Origin of the sequence: Acetobacter sp. AN02 (assembly GCF_029759835.1) — a bacterium.
Lineage (GTDB): Bacteria > Pseudomonadota > Alphaproteobacteria > Acetobacterales > Acetobacteraceae > Acetobacter.
This window is the reverse complement of sequence record NZ_JAJJND010000149.1, coordinates 1-3,474: the sequence shown is the minus strand read 5'-3', so window position 1 is coordinate 3,474 and position 3,474 is coordinate 1. Positions and strand designations below refer to the sequence as shown.

Genomic DNA, 3,474 nt, shown 5'->3' with positions numbered 1-3,474 from the left:
CAAACTCAAATCTACTTTCCTCGCAGCCGTGCAGTTCGCCTCAATCATCATACTGCTTAACTGACGACACGCCGTAATATAGGCAGCTTAAGATCCGGCGCGCCGGGATCTGTCCGGCGCGCCGGAAACATGATCTGTCAGCCGCGATAGATCGGGAACTTGGCGCAGAGTGCCTTAACGCGCTCATGCACGGCGTTCTCGATCTTTGCATCTCCCTCACCGCCGGAGGCCGCAAGGGCTGCCAGAACCTCGTCAATCATCTCTCCGACCTGGTGGAATTCTGCCTCGCGGAAGCCGCGCGCGGTTGCGGCAGGGCTTCCGAGGCGGATACCGGACGTGATGGCAGGCTTTTCCGGATCGAACGGCACGGCATTCTTGTTTGCCGTAATCCCCGCACGCTCCAGTGCCTGCTCGGCGCTCTTGCCTGTGACCTTTTTCGGGCGCAGATCGACCAGCAGAAGATGGCTGTCCGTGCCTCCGGTCACGAGGTCAAATCCACGGGCCAGCAGGGTTTTGCCCAGCGCTTTTGCATTTGCGGCGACGGCTGTCTGATAGGCTTTGAATTCGGGTTTCAGCGCCTCTCCGAATGCCACTGCCTTACCGGCGATGACATGCATCAGCGGCCCGCCCTGAAGGCCGGGGAAGACGGCGGAATTGATTTTCTTCGCCAGATCCGGGGTGTTCGTCAGGATCAGACCGCCGCGCGGGCCACGCAGCGTCTTGTGAGTCGTGGAGGTGATGATGTCCGCGTGCGGGATCGGGCTGGGGTACAGACCCGCTGCGACCAGACCCGCGAAATGCGCCATATCGACCATCAGCAGCGCGCCGACCTCATCCGCGATTTTGCGGAAACGCGGGAAGTCGATGATACGCGGATAGGCTGAACTGCCGGCAACGATGAGTTTCGGTTTTGTCTCGCGTGCCAGATTTTCCATCTCGTCGTAGTCCAGCTCGCCATCCTGGCGGCGGACTCCGTACTGCACGGCATTGAACCATTTTCCGGAATAATTCGGAGCCGCGCCGTGTGTCAGATGACCGCCGGCTGCAAGGCTCATCCCCAGAACGGTATCACCCGGCTTGACCACGGCCATGAAGGCGGCCTGATTGGCATTGGCGCCGGAGTGCGGCTGCACGTTGGCGAACTCCGCACCGAAGAGCTGCTTCAGGCGCTCAATGGCCAGAACCTCGACCTTATCGACTTCCTCACATCCGCCGTAATAGCGACGTCCCGGATAGCCTTCGGCATATTTATTGGTCAGAACGCTGCCCTGTGCCTGTATGACGGCGAGAGACGCCATATTCTCGCTGGCGATCAGCTCGATACCGTCCTGCTGGCGGACGAGTTCACCGTGAATGGCTGCAGCCACTTCCGGATCAGTGTCGCTGACCGACGCGTTGAAAAAGCGGTGCAGGTCCGTCTGGCTCACGGGCTCACTCACAGGGGATTCTCCTGAGGAAGTATGGTCACGCAACCTGCCGGATACCGGGCAGGCCTTGCAAAGGTCTTTACCGCAGCTTCCTCCCGCACCCAAGAGCGCGGAGCTGTCTTTTACAGAACGGTGCGCTGTCGTATCATCCTCCGAAAGAGGAGACATGTATGCCCGAAACGCGTCCCGGGCCGGGCACTCTGTTCCGGCGTAAATCGATCAGTGCCCCTGCCGGAAGCGCGAGGCTGAGGCGGGTTCTGGGGGCAGGGAATCTGATTGCGCTTGGAATCGGCTGCACGATCGGGGCCGGGCTGTTTTCCCTCACCGGTATTGCCGCATCGGAAAATGCGGGTCCGGCCGTGCTTATCGCCTATCTGATCGCAGCGGTTGCCTGCGGATTTTCGGCTCTGTGCTACAGCGAACTGGCCAGCATGATCCCTGTGGCGGGCAGTGCCTATACCTATGCCTATGTCGCGTTCGGCGAGCTTGTGGCCTGGATCATCGGCTGGGATCTCGTGCTGGAATATACGGTCGGCGCGGCGACCGTATCCGTCAGCTGGTCGCGTTACGTCACGTCACTGCTGAACAGCTGGGGTATTTCGCTCTCTCCCCGACTGACTGCCTCTCCTTTTGAAACCATCGTGATGGCCGACGGCTCTTCTGTTCGCGGACTGATGAATCTTCCGGCCGTCTTTATCGTCTGCGTTATTTCGCTGCTTCTGATCCGCGGAATTTCCCAGTCCGCGCGGGTGAATGCAATCATCGTCGCCGTGAAGCTGGCCGTGATTGTCGCGGTGATCGTATTTGGTCTGCCCTACATCACGACCGCCAATTATCATCCCTTCATTCCGCCTAATGACGGCACGTTCGGGCATTTCGGCTGGTCCGGAATCATGCGGGCTGCAGGCACGGTATTCTTTGCCTATATCGGTTTCGATGCGGTTTCGACGGCCGCACAGGAGGCACGGAATCCGGCGCGCGACATGCCGATCGGTATCCTCGGCAGTCTTGCTGTCTGCACGGCGGCCTATGTGGCGTTCTCGCTGGTTCTGACCGGAATTGTGAATTTCCATGACATGATCGGAGATGCCGCGCCGGTGGCCTCCGCGATCGACCGGACACCGTTTCCCTGGCTTCAGGTTCTGGTCAAGCTCGGGGTGATCTGCGGCTTCACCTCTGTCCTGCTGGTCCTGCTTCTGGGGCAGAGTCGCGTGTTTTATGCGATGTCCCGTGACGGGCTGCTGCCGTCCATGTTCAGCCGCACGCATGAGCGGTACTATACGCCCTGGATGTCCAATCTGTTTTTTATGGTGCTGACGGGGCTGCTCTGCGCATTCCTGCCGATTTCCGAGCTTGGCCATATGACATCCATCGGCACGCTGCTGGCTTTTATCATTGTCTGCGCCGGTGTAATGGTACTGCGCGTGAGGGAGCCGGAGCGTCCGCGCCGCTTCCGGGTGCCGGGCGGCATGCTGTTCCCGGTTCTCGGTATTGTCTCATGCCTTGCGGTGATGCTGTCCTTGGACGTGCTGACATGGATCAGGATGGCTGTATGGCTTGTGCTGGGCCTTGGGATTTATTTCGGATACTCCCATCGCAACAGCCTTGAGAGCAGAAGGTAAGGGCCGGTTCAGGTCAGGGGAGGCTGCGGACTGGCAGGCTGTTTCTTCTTCCAGATCCATGCGATGATTGCCGCGACCGCCTGGTAGTATTCATAGGGAATCTCGGTATCTTCCGGGAAAGCGTAGAGTGTGCGGGCCAGCGGCGGATTGGGCACTACCGGCACCTTGCTTTCCCAGGCAAACTCCCTGATGCGCGCAGCAAGCTCATCCGTGCCTTTTGCAACAATACGCGGTGCATTGCCGTCTCCGGTATCGTAGGCCAGAGCGACGGCATAATGCGTCGGGTTGGTGACCACGACAGTGGCCTTATACCAACTCTGGGATGCCCTGACTCATATTTGATTTCTTTACGTCGTGTCGTCAGTTAAGCAGTATGATGATTGAGGCGAACTGCACGGCTGCGAGGAAAGTAGATTTGAGTTTGT

Annotated in this window: 2 protein-coding genes and 1 pseudogene; 1 reads left to right on the top strand and 2 read right to left on the bottom strand. The window is 59.2% G+C overall.

What is annotated here, in order from left to right:
• Positions 1–137: 137 nt before the first annotated feature.
• Positions 138–1,427, bottom strand: a complete 1,290-nt coding sequence (gene glyA / locus LOC54_RS11785; RefSeq protein WP_279313985.1) for a serine hydroxymethyltransferase — start codon at positions 1,425–1,427, stop codon at positions 138–140.
• Positions 1,428–1,597: 170 nt separating this feature from the next.
• Between glyA and LOC54_RS11780 the strand changes: the two genes are divergently transcribed.
• The gene (locus LOC54_RS11780) at positions 1,598–3,049 is read left to right on the top strand and encodes an amino acid permease (protein ID WP_279313984.1); all 1,452 of its coding nucleotides are present in this window, start codon (positions 1,598–1,600) and stop codon (positions 3,047–3,049) included.
• Between the two features lie 8 nt (positions 3,050–3,057).
• Here the strand turns inward: LOC54_RS11780 and LOC54_RS11775 are convergent.
• A pseudogene (locus LOC54_RS11775) lies at positions 3,058–3,360 on the bottom strand (EscU/YscU/HrcU family type III secretion system export apparatus switch protein); the annotation flags it as partial.
• Positions 3,361–3,474: the final 114 nt, after the last annotated feature.